The organism is Thalassotalea crassostreae (assembly GCF_001831495.1).
Classification (GTDB): Bacteria; Pseudomonadota; Gammaproteobacteria; order Enterobacterales; family Alteromonadaceae; genus Thalassotalea_A; species Thalassotalea_A crassostreae.
This window is the reverse complement of sequence record NZ_CP017689.1, coordinates 3,084,714-3,099,804: the sequence shown is the minus strand read 5'-3', so window position 1 is coordinate 3,099,804 and position 15,091 is coordinate 3,084,714. Positions and strand designations below refer to the sequence as shown.

17 protein-coding genes and 1 riboswitch are annotated in these 15,091 nt (G+C 39.7%); of the genes, 6 read left to right on the top strand and 11 right to left on the bottom strand.

Annotated features, from left to right (window positions below):
• The 5 genes from moaC to LT090_RS13340 all read right to left on the bottom strand — a co-directional run bounded on the left by moaC (position 1) and on the right by LT090_RS13340 (position 4,071).
• On the bottom strand, positions 1–477 hold the full coding sequence (moaC, locus tag LT090_RS13360; protein WP_068545970.1) for a cyclic pyranopterin monophosphate synthase MoaC: 477 nt from the start codon (positions 475–477) through the stop codon (positions 1–3).
• A gap of 13 nt (positions 478–490) precedes the next feature.
• Positions 491–1,042, bottom strand: coding sequence for a molybdenum cofactor biosynthesis protein B (gene moaB / locus LT090_RS13355; RefSeq protein WP_068545971.1), 552 nt, complete (start codon positions 1,040–1,042; stop codon positions 491–493).
• 1 nt (position 1,043) lies between these two features.
• A complete protein-coding gene (gene mobA / locus LT090_RS13350) occupies positions 1,044–1,646 on the bottom strand; it encodes a molybdenum cofactor guanylyltransferase (protein ID WP_082897124.1) in 603 nt (200 codons plus the stop codon).
• Between the two features lie 11 nt (positions 1,647–1,657).
• Positions 1,658–2,629 carry a GTP 3',8-cyclase MoaA gene (gene moaA / locus LT090_RS13345; protein ID WP_068545973.1) on the bottom strand — a complete coding sequence of 324 codons (972 nt, stop codon included), beginning with the start codon at positions 2,627–2,629 and terminating at the stop codon, positions 1,658–1,660.
• Positions 2,617–2,807, bottom strand: a riboswitch (molybdenum cofactor riboswitch). It overlaps the preceding gene by 13 nt.
• A gap of 55 nt (positions 2,808–2,862) precedes the next feature.
• Positions 2,863–4,071 carry a porin gene (locus tag LT090_RS13340; protein WP_068545974.1) on the bottom strand — a complete coding sequence of 403 codons (1,209 nt, stop codon included), beginning with the start codon at positions 4,069–4,071 and terminating at the stop codon, positions 2,863–2,865.
• Between the two features lie 344 nt (positions 4,072–4,415).
• Here LT090_RS13340 and moeA point away from each other — a divergent pair, with 344 nt between their 5' ends.
• The 5 genes from moeA to LT090_RS13315 all read left to right on the top strand — a co-directional run bounded on the left by moeA (position 4,416) and on the right by LT090_RS13315 (position 8,044).
• Positions 4,416–5,660: a molybdopterin molybdotransferase MoeA gene (gene moeA, locus LT090_RS13335; RefSeq protein WP_068545975.1), complete on the top strand. Its 1,245-nt coding sequence runs from the start codon at positions 4,416–4,418 to the stop codon at positions 5,658–5,660.
• Positions 5,661–5,693: 33 nt separating this feature from the next.
• Positions 5,694–6,212, top strand: a complete 519-nt coding sequence (locus LT090_RS13330) for a class I SAM-dependent methyltransferase (protein ID WP_068545976.1) — start codon at positions 5,694–5,696, stop codon at positions 6,210–6,212.
• Between the two features lie 101 nt (positions 6,213–6,313).
• Positions 6,314–6,583 (top strand): hypothetical protein, encoded by a 270-nt coding sequence (locus tag LT090_RS13325; RefSeq protein WP_068545977.1) that lies wholly within the window; start codon positions 6,314–6,316, stop codon positions 6,581–6,583.
• A gap of 266 nt (positions 6,584–6,849) precedes the next feature.
• On the top strand, positions 6,850–7,338 hold the full coding sequence (locus tag LT090_RS13320; RefSeq protein WP_193408704.1) for a hypothetical protein: 489 nt from the start codon (positions 6,850–6,852) through the stop codon (positions 7,336–7,338).
• 43 nt (positions 7,339–7,381) lie between these two features.
• Positions 7,382–8,044, top strand: coding sequence for a DsbA family oxidoreductase (locus LT090_RS13315; protein WP_226996484.1), 663 nt, complete (start codon positions 7,382–7,384; stop codon positions 8,042–8,044).
• Positions 8,045–8,169: 125 nt separating this feature from the next.
• On the opposite strand, the gene LT090_RS13310 is transcribed toward LT090_RS13315, so the two are convergent.
• Genes LT090_RS13310 through napE form a run of 6 tightly spaced genes read right to left on the bottom strand, consistent with a single transcriptional unit; the run spans position 8,170 to position 12,696 of the window.
• Positions 8,170–8,757, bottom strand: coding sequence for a cytochrome c3 family protein (locus LT090_RS13310; RefSeq protein ID WP_068545979.1), 588 nt, complete (start codon positions 8,755–8,757; stop codon positions 8,170–8,172).
• 9 nt (positions 8,758–8,766) lie between these two features.
• Positions 8,767–9,240 (bottom strand): nitrate reductase cytochrome c-type subunit, encoded by a 474-nt coding sequence (locus LT090_RS13305; protein ID WP_068545980.1) that lies wholly within the window; start codon positions 9,238–9,240, stop codon positions 8,767–8,769.
• Positions 9,241–9,251: 11 nt separating this feature from the next.
• Entirely contained in the window at positions 9,252–11,753 is a 2,502-nt protein-coding gene (napA, locus tag LT090_RS13300) for a nitrate reductase catalytic subunit NapA (RefSeq protein ID WP_068545981.1), read from the bottom strand.
• Positions 11,754–11,765: 12 nt separating this feature from the next.
• On the bottom strand, positions 11,766–12,026 hold the full coding sequence (locus tag LT090_RS13295; RefSeq protein ID WP_068545982.1) for a chaperone NapD: 261 nt from the start codon (positions 12,024–12,026) through the stop codon (positions 11,766–11,768).
• Positions 12,004–12,528, bottom strand: coding sequence for a ferredoxin-type protein NapF (gene napF, locus LT090_RS13290; protein ID WP_068545983.1), 525 nt, complete (start codon positions 12,526–12,528; stop codon positions 12,004–12,006). Before napF ends, LT090_RS13295 begins: the two co-directional genes overlap by 23 nt.
• A 6-nt stretch (positions 12,529–12,534) precedes the next feature.
• The gene (napE, locus tag LT090_RS13285; RefSeq protein ID WP_068545984.1) at positions 12,535–12,696 is read right to left on the bottom strand and encodes a periplasmic nitrate reductase, NapE protein; all 162 of its coding nucleotides are present in this window, start codon (positions 12,694–12,696) and stop codon (positions 12,535–12,537) included.
• Positions 12,697–12,967: 271 nt separating this feature from the next.
• On the opposite strand from napE, the gene LT090_RS13280 reads away from it, so the two are divergent.
• Complete coding sequence (locus tag LT090_RS13280; protein WP_157726611.1) at positions 12,968–15,091, top strand: tRNA(Met) cytidine acetyltransferase TmcA; 2,124 nt, start codon at positions 12,968–12,970, stop codon at positions 15,089–15,091.

Here is a 15,091-nt window from a genome sequence, read left to right as displayed (position 1 = left end):
TTAGCCTCTAGTCCAATGGCCAGATTTACCACCTTGCTTTTCTAATACTTTTATACCACCAATTTCCATTGCTGGATCGACTGCCTTACACATATCAAATAATGTTAACGCAGTAACGGATGCTGCCGTCAAAGCTTCCATTTCCACGCCAGTTTGACCGGCGAGACGGCACATGGTGATGATACGTACTCGATTGTTTTCACTGTCGATCTCAAAATCTACTTGCACTTTTGAAAGCATTAAAGGGTGGCATAATGGGATAAGGTCACTACATTTTTTAGCGGCCTGAATACCAGCAATACGAGCAACCGCGAAGACATCGCCTTTCGCGTGTTCACCACTTTTAATGAGTGACAGTGTTTTTTCGCTCATTGTAATAAAGGCTTCAGCCCATGCCGTGCGTGCAGTGATTTCTTTGGCACTGACATCAACCATGTTTGCTTCGCCTTTGGCATTTAAATGGGTTAAATCATTCATCTTACAAATCCTATTAGCCGCGACTGTTACATTTTTCTGCTAGGCCTAAATGAGGCACAAAATTACACGGTCGATGACTGGCATCTAATTGTTCTTTGATGGCCTTATCCCATGCAGTTTTACAGGCATTGGTAGAACCTGGAACACAAAATATAACGGTTTGATTTGCCATTCCTGCAAATGCTCTTGATTGCATAGTTGAGGTGCCAATTTCATCATAAGAAATTGCTCTAAATACTTCCCCAAAGCCTTCAACTTGTTTGTCGAACAATGGCAATATTGCTTCAGGGGTATTGTCTCTCGCAGTAAAGCCTGTGCCACCGGTTGAGATAACAGCATCAATATTGTTGTCTGCTATCCACTTCGACATAATTGCTCTAAGTTGATAAACATCATCGATGACGATGGCTTTGTCAGCTAAGTTGTGACCGCTTTCAACTAATCGTTCGACCAACGCTTTACCGGAGGTATCATTTTCTTCGGTTCGGGTATCGCTTACGGTAAGAACAGCAATGTTTAATGGTACGAATTCAGCACCGCTTAAATGAGAAGAAACCTTGGACATACTATAAATTGCCTTTTTTAAAATTTTGTTGAGTTAACTTAATCGCTTGTTGCCACTGTTCAGGAGTATTGGTGTTAAACAGAGCTTGCTTGTTGTCAATCGTTAAGGTTAAAGCATTGGTCATTTTAAACACTTGCTTAAACGATGGACCTCGATTGGTCGCGACAAAATTGTCGCTGGTAAATTGTTGTTGTAAAAAGTCAGTCAAAAATGCGTTTACAGGGATAAATGCGGGTAATGAACTGTCATTGTAGTGCGCACTGCGCGCTGATAAAGAGCCTTTTAATTTTAGTTCCAGCAAGTGCTTGTGGTGAATAAAAGGCATATCTATCGGTAGTACTAAAATCGATTTCGGATTGTATTTTTTAATGATGGAATAGATGCCTGCTAACGGGCCACCTTCGTTAACTAAATCAGCGACACCGCCGTTATTTTCGCCTGAAATGACGACGCGTTGTAGGTGGCAGTGTTTTAGAAGTTGCTGACAATGTTCCAACATAGTGCTGTCGTTGAAGGTAAGTTGCGCTTTATTTTCACCCATTCGTGATGATTGGCCGCCGGCAAGTATAATGCCTAAGCAATCTATTGGTGCTGTGTTCATCATTACTGCCTTTGTTATCCGCCAAGCATCGCTAAGTGTTTGGTTCCACCGGTTATACCTTCTTGTAAATAATGACTTAGTTTCTTGTCAGTCATCATATGAGAGATACAATCTTTAAGCCCTTGGCTATCATCCGTCTGTAAATGTTCACGCAGAGACAAACCGTTTTCGGTAAATAAACATAAATGAAGTTTACCTAACGAACTCACTCGCAATCGGTTACATGTAGCGCAAAAATCTTTTGAGTAAGGCATGATCAATCCAATCGTGCCTTGATAGTCTGGGTGTGAAAACACTTCTGCTGGCCCCGCATCTTTCTTGCGGATCACTGGCATCCAGCCACTTTCAAGTAACATCGCCTTAATATTGGCACCGCTGACATGTTGCTTCTCAAAAAACTCTTGGTTGTCACCTGTTTGCATGAGTTCGATAAAACGCAAACTAATTGGCGTGTGTTTGACCCAATCAAGAAACTGTTTCATTTCATGATGATTGTACTCACGCATCAAAACTGTATTGACCTTGATATTGTTAAAACCACGTTTTTGCGCTTTTTCAATACCATCTAAAATAGTTTGTAATTTGTCTTTTCCGGTTATAGCCTGAAATTGTCTTGGATCTAAGCTATCAATGCTTAAATTTAACGAATCGAGTCCAGCATCAATCCAATCGTCAATGTGTTCAGTTAATTTAAAGCCATTACTCGTCATAGCAACGGTTTTTATACCCGCTGTTTGTTTGACGGTACGGATGATTTCAGGAAGGTCTTTACGTAAACTCGGCTCACCGCCGGTGATACGAATTTTTTCGGTGCCCATTTGGGCAAAGGCATTAGCGATACGTTTTATTTCATTGACTTTTAGAAAGTCACGATCGTGATCGCACTCGTAACCGTCAGGCAAGCAATAATTACAACGGAAGTTGCAAACGTCAGTAATAGAGAGGCGCAAATAATAAAATTTGCGGCCGAAGTTATCTTGTAGCATGTTCACCTTTCCAAAGTCGGGAGGCTAGAAAGTTTCCTTGCTAGCCCTGGTGGCTATAACCGCAATTGACATTAATGTCACATTTGGAGTCATTGCCACGGCTTAGTATTCATAAATTATTCGACTAATGATTAGCTGAACAATACTTAGAAACCTAAGCTCGGCGATATAAGTTTGTTTATTAAGACTACCACTAATTTAGCATATCACCAATAAATGGGAGTCATCTTTTATTAAAAGTTTGCAGTAACCATAAACCATAGCTTGGTTGTATCTGTGGCAAAGTCATCAGCAGAGTAGCTGGCGGCTTTCACTAAACCAGATACTTGTTTGTTAAATTTGTATGCTGCGGCAATATTTGCTTCCGTACCATACTCTGCGTTACCTTCATCCGCTTCATACATATGGTAAGCCGCAGATAACCCTACACCACCTATTTTTGTTGACCCTTTAACGTAAGTATCAACAATACCTGTCTTAGGTGTATTTAAGAATATATCGGCAAAACCTTGGAACATATGCAAAGTCGCTAATGGCGTGCTAAAACCTACGTCATTATCACTACCTAGTGTCTCAATACCACCACCAACACTGAAACGTTTAAAGTTAGCCATTACTTCTAATACTGAATAGCTTGCTTCAAATGTTGTTGGGTTGTCACCGGCATCTTCTTGATTAGCAAAGCCAGCTTTAACAGCAAGGCCAGTGCCTCCTAGCTTGAACTTACCGTTATAAGTAGCCCCCATGGTGTTCGTTGAAGTGCCTGCAGCAGCGCCATCAAATTCTAAAGAATAATTATAAAGCGATACTGAATGTTGCTTATTTATCGCATATTTTGCATTTAATAGGATCAAATCGCCGCTTAGGTCTGACTTATCACTATCTTCGCCAAAAATTCGGTTTACATTGAAAACATAACTTGCGTCTAACGTTAATGCGTCTAATGGCTTAACTTGTAAACGGTAACCATCAAACGTTTGTTCGTTTTGACGCCATGCGACACCGCCGATAAAACGTTGATCATCTAAATTAATACGTTGACGACCTGCGGTTGCAGTGAATATGTTACCGCTGTATTGCAAGTAGGCTTGATTAATTTCGCTACCTTCAGGATCTGCAACTACTGGGTAAGTGCCTTTGCCGTTTACTGTCGAGTTGAAACTGTCGTTTCCGATAAAGCTGACATTGTCCGCTTCAACTTTTGCGCTTAAATTAAATACTTTTCCTGTACTAATTGTAATGCGGCTTTTCAAAGTCGAAGCTAGTGCGTCTTCATTTGTACCATCTTGATCCACTGTTTCTGCGCGATAACGCAAAGAAACATCGACTTTCGAATCTTTTACCGCTTTTGAGATATCATCTGTTATTGCAGCAGAAGAGTTAAATGCAGCGCCAACACCCAGTGCAAGAATACTTGCTTTAAAGAAATTACTGTTTTTCATTTTTTTCTCCGTTGATATTTTATTATTATTATCAATTACGCAATTATTGAACCATTATTATTTGTGGCGACATCAAAAATTGATAAATTTACAAACAAAATGAGTTACCTAGATTTTGATGGTTAAAGTAGCGCTTAGTTGTTAACGTGATGTTGATTTGCATCAACAAGTTAACGAATTGTTTCTAATTGTATACTCTTATACTAGACAAAATTTGCTAAATACCGCTAAATAGCTATTAATTCTCATTTAGAACATTGCAGATTGTTGCTGAGCACTCCAATGTCGCTATTTTTTTCACCTTACGTGTGGTCACGTAAATTAATTAAACCATAGAGATTGTTATGTCCGATTGTTGTTCTGCGCCAGGCCTAATGGCTTTTGAAGTAGCTTTAAGCCAATTATTAGATAACGTTTATACTACCAACAGTATTAAATCTATTTCAATAGAGAATGCCCTAGGTAAAGTGTTGGCTGATACCGTAACGTCACCTGTGTCTGTGCCACCGCACAATAACTCTGCGATGGACGGATACGCGTTTAAGTATAGTTCGCTAGAACAAATTGCAGCAGGAGGCGGATTACAACTAGCGGGTCGTTCTTTTGCAGGAGAACCATTTACAGGTGTGACCCAAAGCGGTCAATGTATTCGCATCATGACAGGCGCAAAATTACCAGATTGCTGTGATACCGTAGTGATGCAAGAAAATACACGTGTAGATAAAGATACCGTAGTACTTACCAAATCGCCGAGTGAAAAAGGCAATGTAAGATATAAAGGTGAAGATATAGCCCAAGGCGTGACGGTATTTGAAAAGGGCCATAAATTATCTGCGGTAGATATTGGAATGATCGCATCTTTAGGCATTGCCAAAGTAAAAGTTTTTGGCGATATAAACGTAGCCATATTGTCAACTGGCGATGAACTTCGTTTACCTGGCGAAGAATTAGCGGAAGGTGATATCTATGAAAGTAATCGCTTCGTACTTCGACCGTTATTGCAAAAACTTGGCGTTAATATATTGGATTTTGGCATCATTAGAGATGACAAGGAAGCGATTCGACAAGCTTTTACAAAAGCGGATCAACTTGCAGATGTGGTCATATCAAGTGGCGGCGTTTCGGTTGGTGAGGCTGACTACACAAAGGAAGTTTTATCAGAAATTGGTGAAATTAACTTTTGGAAAATTGCGATGAAACCGGGCAAGCCGTTTGCGTTTGGTAAGTTATCAAATAGTGTGTTTTTTGGTTTACCAGGAAATCCTGTATCAGCACTTGTTACTTTTTACCAACTGGGTGTGCCAGGCATTGAAAAGATGCAAGGCTTGAATGCAAAAGCGAAAACGCGTTTTAAAGCCGCCACCACTACTAAGCTAAAAAAATCTCCGGGCAGAATGGATTTTCAACGTGCAGTGCTTAGCTATGATGAGCAAGGGATGCCAATTGTCACCAGCACTGGCTCACAAGGTTCTGGCATATTAACTAGCTTAGGTAGAGCCAATAGCTTTATTGTCTTAGATAAAGACCAGGGCACTGTTGAAGCGGGTGAGTCTGTTTGGGTAGAACCATTCAGTCACTTGTTAATGTAGCCAATTACTATTCTTTTAAAGGAAAACCTAATATTGGCTCATTCATCATTATTAAAAGATTATCTAATTGAGTTGGCAGTTGCTGAAAAGTTAGCTCCGAGCCTTGATCTTGCTTGTGGTAATGGCCGAAATGGTCGCTATCTGGTTAGCCAAGGGCTTGATGTTGTGTTTGCAGATATCAAGCCTAGTGAGGACCCATTGCCATTAGATAAGGCAACATTTTGGCAGGTCGATTTTGAGCAGCCGTCAACCTCGCCACTTACAGGTAAATCATTTTCTTCAATTCTTGTGTTTAACTATTTGCATAGACCATTGATGGCGAGTATTAAACAAGCAATCCAGCCGGGTGGCTTAATAGTTTATGAAACATTCACAACCGAACAACCACAATTTGGTCGCCCAACCAATCCCAAGTTTTTATTAAAACCTAAAGAGCTATTAGAACATTTTGATGATTGGCAGGTATTGCATTATTTTGAAGGAATTGTTGATAAAGAAGACAGCTCAAACAAAAAGGCAATAGCGCAAATTGTTGCTCGTAAACCGCTTTAATATCGACTTCCTTTAGATTAATCATTATTGATCTAAATTAATATTTAACTGCCAGAAATATGCTTTAATCAACATTAGCCCATTTGTAAACACAGAGCAATATGAAACCGACGACAACCGAAGCGATGACAACATTGCTTAACCAAATTAATAAAGCATTACCGTTTGGCATGGCCGAAGCGGAAATTTGTGCTGGAAAATGTATCGGTTGTCCTAAAAAGTTAATGGAATATATGTCGATGGAAGTCGACTATTGGCAATGTCGTTTAGAACAAGATGATGCGCCAGATTTAGCTGAATTCACTAATTTTGCAAACCGAAGCAAACGGATTTATAAATCATTATCAAAAAATGGGTTAGTAAATCTTTAAATCGATAGCTCTGGCCTCTGTTGAGCAAATGATCCGATATCTTTTGTACCTTTACATTTGCTACTTGCATAAAAACTGAACTGTAAAATAAGCTGTTGCAGTTTTTCTCTTTCTTTACCAAACTATGTCTTATATCTAGAACATTAGACAGGCTTCATATGGTACACATAAAAACTTTCTTGTTAGTCATTTCATTTTCATTATTTGGTTGTACGAGCAGCAACCACACAAGTAACACGGCTAAATCGAATAACTCTAGCGTCGAAATGGAACGGATAAATATCTCTGATAAACAAGCAGTGCTTGATCCTAAGTTAGCCGTGTTTAGCAAGTTTGTCGGTACATGGGAATCTGTCTTCGAATGGGATGGTGATAAGCCAGAAGTACTTGATGTAAGCAAGAATGAAGTCGCATTAAATGGTAAAGCACTTCGCACTCTTCACTCTATTAATCAAGGTATGTACGGCGGTGAGTCACTTATATTTTGGGATAAAGCGCAACAAAAAATTATATTTTATTATTTCACTACTGCTGACTTTTATACTTCAGGCTATATAGAAGTTGTCGATGACAATCAATTTGTTGCGTTTGAAGATGTGGTTGGCAATGAGAATGGCATTACCAAAGTTAAATCAACGAGCACGTATAAAGACAATACGATTAAAGTAAGCACCGCTTATTTCAAAAACGGTGAATGGACTAAGCCTGAAAGTAGAACCTACACAGCGAGTGATAAGGCTGTAGTATTTAAATAATAGTGTCTAAATAAAATGTTCAAGTAAGAACGTTTAAGTGAGAATGATGAACAAGAAAGTCACCATAGAGTATTATTCCGATGTTCTTTGTATTTGGGCTTGGATTGCGCAACGTCGGTTGGACGAACTAAATCAACAACTTGGCGATAGAATTGAAATTCGTTATCGCTATATGAATATTTTCGGCGATGTATATCACAAAATTAACACCCAATGGCAAGAGCGCGGTGGTTTCCCCGGTTTTGCACAACACGTAAAGCACTCCGCCGAGCCATACGAAGATGCAATAGTGCACAATAATATTTGGCAGTCGACCCAGCCATCCACCTCTGCTAATGCACATCTGTTTTTAAAGGCGATAGAACTAGTTGCTGGTAGTAAATTAAGTGGTGAATTAGCTCGCCAAGTTCGTAAAGCCTTTTATTGTGACTGCCAGGATATATCTAACTTTTCGGTGTTAAATTCGCTAATCGAACCCTTTGATGTTGATAACGATTCTGTTTCACAGCTAATAAATAATGGTCAGGCAATGGCGGCATTAATGAACGATTATAAAGCAGCAAACGATCATATGTTAAAAGGCAGCCCGTCTTATATTATCGATAACGGTCGTCAGGTATTGTTCGGTAATGTAGGGTATCGAATATTACTTGCTAATGTTGAGGAGCAACTTAAAAATCCAGATAGTGAAGCAAGTTGGTGCTGATAATTTAGTAGAAATGTAATAAAAAATTGTACCGTTGTTCAATTGAAGTTAAGTAAAAAAACCGAATCAATAATAGATTCGGTTTTTTATTTTAATATCTAGCTTAGCGCTATATTAAAGCCAATTTACCAGCCTTCAACACCTTCCATATCAGGAAGTTGGTGAGCGATACCTTTATGACAATCGATACAGGTTTTTTCGCCACTTGCCAATGATGTTGAATGTTGTTCTTCTGCACGAATACTTTGTGCAGTAAAGTCCATATAATCAAAGTTATGACAGTTACGACATTCCAACGAGTCATTAGCTTTTAATCTTGTCCATTCGTTTTCAGCTAAATGTCGGCGTTTGGCTTCAAACTTTTCTGGAGTATTAATTGTACCAAAAATCTTGCCCCAAACTTCCTTAGAAGCTTGCATCTTGCGAGCAATCTTATCGGTCCAATTATGAGGCACATGACAGTCAGGACATGTTGCTCGAACACCAGAGCGGTTAGTGAAATGAATCGTTGTTTTTAACTCTTCATATGGATTGTTTTCCATCTCGTGACAACTGATACAAAACTCTTCAGTGTTACTCAGTTCCAACGCTGTGTTAAAACCACCCCAAAAGATGATACCTGCGACAAAGCCTCCAATGACTAAAAATCCTAAACTGTAATGAACGCTAGGGCGTCGAATGGTTTGCCATAATTTAATAATTAAACTTTTCATAGCGAGGCCTTATTCGTTTTCGTCTTGGTTAGCTTGCTTCTCTTTCATCATTGTATCCATGTCTACAAACGTGTTCTCAACCAGCGGTTTAGCATCGAGTTGAGGAACATGACATTGATTACAGAAGTAGCGTCTAGGAGATACTTCAGCTAAAAAATTACCGTCTCTATCCATATAGTGAGTCACACTAACCATCGGTGCTTGAGACTCTTCAGTGCGTTTTCTTGAATGACAAGACATACACGTATTAGCTTTTAGGTCGACTTGATAATTTCTCACTTTATGCGGGATCAACGGCGGCTGCATTGGATATGCACGGCTTTTCTTAATATCCGTGTTTGTCACATCTGGCATCTTATCCGGCGTTTTTTGCGTTTCAATACTTGTATTGTCACGCAAGGTTGCAATTTCATTAGCAAAGCTAAATAAGGCAACAGAGCAAAGAGCAACTGTTGAGATCAAAGTGATTATTGATTTTTTCATTGTTATTCTCCTTACACTTTCTCAATTCGAACTGCACATTTCTTGAAGTCCGTCTCTTTCGAAAGCGGGTCGGTAGCATCTAAGGTCACTTTATTTACTAAGCGAGACGCATCAAACCATGGCATAAATACTAATCCACGTGGTGGCTTGTTTCGGCCTCTGGTTTCAACTCGAGTTTGAACTTCACCACGACGAGACACTATTTTAATCAAATCGCCACGTCTTAAACCGCGATTCTTAGCATCGTCTGGATTCATATAAACAACGGCATCCGGCATTGCTTTATGAATTTCTGGTACTCGTCCAGTCATTGAACCTGAATGCCAATGCTCTAACACACGCCCCGTCGATAACCATAAATCGTATTCAGCATCAGGGAATTCTGCAGCCGGCTCATATGGCAAGGCGAAAATTACCGCTTTGCCATCAGGCTTACCATAAAAGTCGAAATCTGAACCTGGTTTACAGTATGGATCTGAGCCTTCTTTAAAGCGCCATAAGGTTTCTTTGCCATCCACAACAGGCCAGCGCAAGCCACGCTCTTGGTGATAACGGTCATATGGTGCTAAATCATGTGCTTTACCGCGACCAAAGGTTGCATACTCTTCGAATAAACCTTTTTGAATATAGAAACCAAAGTCACGAGACTCTTGGTTTAAACGATCATCTGGAATTTCATCGAGTTTGTATTTATTAACGTTACCGTTTTCGTATAGAACATTAAATAAAGTTTTACCACGATACTCGGGCTTCTTAGCTAACAACTCTTCTGGCCATACATCTTCCATGGCGAAGCGTTTTGAAAACTCAACCAATTGCCACATATCCGAGAATGCACCTTCTGGCGCACTAACTTGTTGATACCATGATTGTGTTCTCCGCTCAGCGTTACCGTAAACACCTTCTTTTTCTACCCACATTGCGGTAGGTAAAATAAGATCGGCTGCTTGTGCGGTTACGGTTGGGTAAGGATCTGAAACAACGATGAAGTTTTTCGGGTTGCGATAACCAGGGTAACCTTCCTCATTCATGTTTGCCGCCGCTTGCATGTTGTTATTACATTGCACCCAGTAGAAATTCAATTCACCGTCTTTTAATTTACGGTTTTGCAGTACTGCATGATAACCAGGTTTGGCAGGAATGGTGCCATCAGGTAGTTTCCATATTTTTTCGGCGTACTTTCTGTGATCCGGGTTATCAACCACCATATCTGCAGGTAAGCGGTGTGAGAATGTACCTACTTCACGAGCGGTACCACAAGCAGATGGTTGGCCTGTTAATGAAAACGGGCTATTACCTGGTGTTGAGATTTTACCGGTTAATAAATGAATGTTGTAAACTAAGTTATTCGCCCAAACGCCACGGGTGTGTTGGTTAAAGCCCATGGTCCATAGAGACATAACTTTAGTTTTTGGATCAGCATAAAGTTCAGCTAATGCTTTTAGTTTATTTTCTGGGACACCAGATAGTTTTGATGTGTACTCAACTGTATATGTACTCACAAACTTAGCGTATTCTTCAAAGCTCATTGGTGTTGAACCACCGGCTTTGCTTGCATCGCTATTTTTGGCTTTCTTCTCAAGAGGATGCTCTGGACGCAATCCATAACCAATATCAGCATTACCTAGTCTGAAATTTGTATGCTTGTTAACAAAATCTTTGTTTACACGATCAGTTTGGATAATATAGTTAGCAATGTAGTTTAAAATTGCTAAATCAGTTTGTGGCGTGAAGATCATGCCATTATCAGCTAAGTCGAAACTACGATGTTCAAATGTTGAAAGTACCGCAACTTTAACGTGAGGGTTACTTAAACGACGGTCAGTAATACGAGTCCATAATATTGGATGCATTTCAGCCATATTAGAACCCCAAAGCACAAATGCATCGGCATGTTCCATATCGTCATAACAACCCATAGGCTCATCGATACCAAAGGTACGCATAAAACCACCAACGGCTGAGGCCATGCAGTGACGAGCATTTGGGTCAATATTGTTAGAGCGGAAACCAGCTTTATAAAGTTTTACTGCGGCATAACCTTCTTGAACTGTCCATTGGCCTGAACCAAACATACCGACACCAGATGGACCTTTTTCTTTAAGCGTTGCTTTGGCTTTTTCCGCCATAATGTCAAAAGCTTGGTCCCAAGTAATAGGTGTAAAATCACCGTTTTTATCAAACTTGCCATCTTTCATGCGCAATAAAGGCGAGGTTAATCGGTCTTTACCGTACATAATTTTTGATAGGAAATAACCTTTGATACAGTTAAGGCCTTTGTTTACTGGTGAGTTAATATCACCATGAGTAGCCACAACTTTATTGTCCATGGTGGCGACGTTAACACTGCAACCTGTGCCACAAAAACGACAAGGCGCTTTGTCCCATTTTAATTTTGTCATATCACTTGAAGTGATAATATTTGAAGCAGCAGCCGGTACTGCAACACCAGCGGCCGTTGCCGCTACCGCGACAGCATTAGCTTTTATAAATTCACGTCGGTTCAATTTCATTAGTGTTCCCCGTTATTCTTCTAAATATTGATGATAGACAGGTGCAAGTGTGAATATGCCAGCCTGGTCCCTAACAATGTCTGCGTATTTGCCAATTTTTTTCTGGTTGTCAGCTTCAATGGTAAATACGATTTTTCCGGTATCTGAAGTCGCGTGAATTTCAGCGCCCGGAGTCGATAATATGCTTTCTTCTACCGCTTTTTTTTGCGAAATATCAATTTGTGCAATGAAGCTTGCGACATGATATTCGTTAGTTTTTACTGGTTGTTCCATTAAATGCTTCCTTCAGTACAAGCTCAGTTGAATTGCTCGGACAAACACTGATGCATGCGCCACAACTGGTACATGCGTCTTGGTCTATCACTGGTTTTGGTATGGCGTTATCGATAAACTTAAATGCGATTGCACGTGGTTCGCAAACATCTTTACAACTTTGGCAATATATTTGTTGTTTTGCTAAACAATCGTCTTTGATATTGAGATGAGCTGGCCATGCAGAGTGTTGCTTAGCCTCTACAAATAAATCTTGCTCACAGCTATCAATGCATTTTTCACAAAAAGTACACTCATCAATTGAGAAATCTACTTTCGGAAATCCATCGTCTGCTTTAATAATAATGTTTTGTGCGCAGTCTGAAATACAGTCGCCACATTGAGTGCAACCGTCAATAAAGGCTTGTTCTGATTTTATCCACGGTAAACGTATTTCTACCTTTTTTGGTAGCTTACGGCCACGTAGAAAATTGCGTTTGGATTTATCGATAACAACTTCCATGAATTATCAAACGCCTGGAGGGCCCATTATTAATTGACTAATCCAAATGGTAAATCCATAAGCGGCAACAATCGCAACCGCTAATATTGGACCTAAAAATACAGCGAGGAAAATAAAGGTATTACGTTCATCTTTTTTTTGCTCACCCGAGTTTGTTATTTCAGTCATGGCATCTCTCGTTTTTAAATATTATTAAGATATAAAGTTGCTGTTAATGTTTTGTTAATTGACTATATAAGATTATAGGCGTTAATTTGAATTAATTCGTAAAAATAATAGGTTTATTATTGATCTAGATTAAGTAAAGTCAATCTAAATTGTCGGCTGTTCAATAATTGAACAGATGTAAAGGGCGTTATATTTACTGTTAACTCTGGTACACTTATAAAATATCCATAATAATTAACTGTTTAGTGTCAATATAGCGGTGAGTGTCGATTTGAATAATTACCTTGAATATTTTTCTAAAAGCCATGTTGAATTTAGCGCCCAGCGTCTTCGTGGAACCTTGCTGATACAAGGCGACGAAACTTGGCTAAAGGAGCAACTTGCCGAAGTGTTTTTGGCCTTAAAAACGCGGACAATATTGCACTTTAGCAACAGTGAAAGTAATGGAAATATTGAGGCTGATAACCGAAACTTTAAACAGTTTTTAGGGCAAGAACACGACGTATTAGTGTTTGAAGCAGAGCAGCATTTTAATGTCGATGCGTTCGCCGCGCTTTCTGGCACCTTAGTTGCTGGTGGACATGCAATTGTTGTTTTACCCGAGCCATTGATTTCTAGCAGTTTATTTTGTCAGCGCTTTATTCAAATCGCGAAAACTTACGACAACGTTGATTTTGTTTGTCCTCAGTCGCCATTATCTTTACAACGATTGCCCAACACCAAAAAAAATGAACCAATTGCAATTAATCAATTAAAGCAAGTCATCCAAGACCAGTTTAGTGACGACTTTAAATCAAATTGTGTTACTGCTGAACAAGCCGTAGCTGTTGAGAAAATAATACAAGTGTTGACAGGCCATCGTGACCGACCTTTGATACTCACCGCTGATCGAGGTCGCGGTAAATCTAGTGCCCTCGCTATAGCCGTGGTAGAGCTATTAAAAAAGCAGGACAAGCGTATCATCATCAGCGCGCCGCATCCTGATAGTCTCAGTGTGTTTTTTAACCAAATTCAGCACTTTATGCCAAACTCTAAACGCACAGGCAATCAAGTATTTTATGGCTCTAGTGTCGTTGAATTTATTGCCATTGACGCCTTAGTTAAACATCAACCAAGTTGTCATCTTTTATTAATTGATGAAGCGGCCGGTATCCCATTGCCGCAGTTAAGACAATTGTTGGGCCACTATCATCGACAGGTTTTTGTTTCTACCGTCCATGGCTATGAAGGGGCCGGGCGAGGATTTAGTACTAAGTTTGTCAATGAAGTTAAACATACAAGGCCGAATGCTAATTTGCTGCATATTAAACAACCAATTCGTTGGGCTGAAAATGATCCGCTAGAGCGTTTTAGTTTTGACGCTTTGTTGTTAAATGCCAAGTTAGCAGATGCGAAGCAGGCGCAGTTAAGCATTCAGTCTATAAATGACATTGATCACCAGTATATTAGTGCTCAGCAATTATCTAGTGATGAGCCGCTATTGAGACGGGTTTTTGCCTTGTTGGTTACCGCTCACTATCAAACTAAGCCGAGCGACCTTATGATGTTGCTCGATAACCCGAAAGTGAGTTTAATTGTGCAATCGACTGAACAGCAACTTGTAGGCGTTGCATTATTGCTAGCTGAAGGGCAAATAGACGATGAATTGTCTGGCAAAGTAAAGCAATCAGTTCGACGCATTAAGGGACATTTAATTCCACAATCTTTATTAGTTCATAGTGGCATTGAGGATGCGTTTGAATATAGTTACCAACGAATTGTTAGAATAGCCATTCATCCTCAGTTACAAGGACAATCACTGGGTCATCAATTATTAGAGTATTGTCACAGCTATAGCCAGCGTTTAGGTTGTGATTTTGTCGCATCGAGCTTTGGTGCCAATAAACAACTATTAAAGTTTTGGTTAGATAATCAATTTTCAACCTGCCGTATTGGCTTTACCAAAGATAATGCTAGTGGCGAACATTCTGCTATCGTTTTACGTGCTATTTCCGATAAAGCTAGGCAGTTACAGGCGGTTATCAGCAAGCGCTTTTATAACGATCTAATTTATTATTTAGCCGATGAATATCAACATTTGGCCACAGGTTTGGTTGCTTTGATTTTAACAAATCAATCTAGCTCATCACACTTAGATGAGAATGACATTGAGGCTGTACATAGTTTTCAAGCGGGATTTCGTGTGTTTTCAAGTTGCGCTCCAGCATTACAGCGTTGGTTGCTAGCAACCATAGTAAATAAAGGCCCAGATTGGCTTGATAATAAGGTTGTCGAAATGATGATTGCTAAATTGTTACAAAAACATGATTGGCAGACGCTAGCAAACGACTATAGTTATACAGGTAAAAAGACCATTCATACGGCAATGAAACGATTCGTTAGCGAGCACGTATAA

What these genes read in the sequence shown, in the direction of transcription:
- moeA (WP_068545975.1), top strand. Translation starts at nt 4,416, where the DNA reads ATGTCCGATTGTTGTTCTGCGCCAGGCCTAATGGCTTTTGAAGTAGCT.
- napA (WP_068545981.1), bottom strand. Translation starts at nt 11,753, where the DNA reads ATGAAATTGAACCGACGTGAATTTATAAAAGCTAATGCTGTCGCGGTA.
- moaC (WP_068545970.1), bottom strand. Translation starts at nt 477, where the DNA reads ATGAATGATTTAACCCATTTAAATGCCAAAGGCGAAGCAAACATGGTT.
- mobA (WP_082897124.1), bottom strand. Translation starts at nt 1,646, where the DNA reads ATGATGAACACAGCACCAATAGATTGCTTAGGCATTATACTTGCCGGC.
- LT090_RS13295 (WP_068545982.1), bottom strand. Translation starts at nt 12,026, where the DNA reads ATGGAACAACCAGTAAAAACTAACGAATATCATGTCGCAAGCTTCATT.
- napE (WP_068545984.1), bottom strand. Translation starts at nt 12,696, where the DNA reads ATGACTGAAATAACAAACTCGGGTGAGCAAAAAAAAGATGAACGTAAT.
- moaA (WP_068545973.1), bottom strand. Translation starts at nt 2,629, where the DNA reads ATGCTACAAGATAACTTCGGCCGCAAATTTTATTATTTGCGCCTCTCT.
- LT090_RS13315 (WP_226996484.1), top strand. Translation starts at nt 7,382, where the DNA reads ATGATGAACAAGAAAGTCACCATAGAGTATTATTCCGATGTTCTTTGT.
- moaB (WP_068545971.1), bottom strand. Translation starts at nt 1,042, where the DNA reads ATGTCCAAGGTTTCTTCTCATTTAAGCGGTGCTGAATTCGTACCATTA.
- LT090_RS13340 (WP_068545974.1), bottom strand. Translation starts at nt 4,071, where the DNA reads ATGAAAAACAGTAATTTCTTTAAAGCAAGTATTCTTGCACTGGGTGTT.
- napF (WP_068545983.1), bottom strand. Translation starts at nt 12,528, where the DNA reads ATGGAAGTTGTTATCGATAAATCCAAACGCAATTTTCTACGTGGCCGT.
- LT090_RS13320 (WP_193408704.1), top strand. Translation starts at nt 6,850, where the DNA reads ATGGAACGGATAAATATCTCTGATAAACAAGCAGTGCTTGATCCTAAG.
- LT090_RS13325 (WP_068545977.1), top strand. Translation starts at nt 6,314, where the DNA reads ATGAAACCGACGACAACCGAAGCGATGACAACATTGCTTAACCAAATT.
- LT090_RS13310 (WP_068545979.1), bottom strand. Translation starts at nt 8,757, where the DNA reads ATGAAAAGTTTAATTATTAAATTATGGCAAACCATTCGACGCCCTAGC.
- LT090_RS13305 (WP_068545980.1), bottom strand. Translation starts at nt 9,240, where the DNA reads ATGAAAAAATCAATAATCACTTTGATCTCAACAGTTGCTCTTTGCTCT.